This window comes from Psychrobacter sp. 1U2 (genome assembly GCF_051847575.1).
In genome coordinates this window covers 1-537 of sequence record NZ_JBPYDC010001713.1, presented here as the reverse complement: position 1 = coordinate 537, position 537 = coordinate 1, and the positions used below count along the sequence as shown (strand labels likewise).

General features: G+C 39.7%; 1 protein-coding gene. It reads right to left on the bottom strand.

Annotated elements, in window-relative coordinates:
- On the bottom strand, positions 1-537 hold a 537-nt coding region (locus tag ACS8FD_RS24020), incomplete at both ends, for a hypothetical protein (protein WP_439277693.1).

The window sequence follows — 537 nt, the reverse complement described above, 5'->3', positions numbered from 1 at the left end:
GCTGATTGGTTGCCAGATTCACACCATTAGGTGCATCATTAAGCTTGACAGTGACTTTAGCGCCGTTAATATTGGTTGATACGCTACTATTTTTTGGCTTAGCAGTAAAAGTCAGCTGTTGTGTATCACCATAAGCACTAAGTGGCTCTGCGCTATTGGTCATGCTTAACTCATAGTCAGATACAGGCAACGCTATAGGTAAATAGCCTGTATCTTGTTTGGTAGCACCATTTTGCTCTTGGATACTGATAGCATATGCAATTCCTTCACCTTCGAGCAATGCAGTAAGCTCTTCTTGCAATGCCTCAAGCTTATCCGCATCTTCATCTGTCCAAATATTCTCTTCTATTTTAATATTAAAGGTTGCCATGCCATTAGCATCAGTAACTTTACCATTACCCCCTACGATAGATATACCCTTAATACTATCAATACCGAGTCCAACTTTTACATCTTGAACACGAGCACCATTGTTGTTTTTAGCAATGACAGTCAGCTGGGCATTATCTCCATAAGGGTTTAGAGTATTATTAGAAA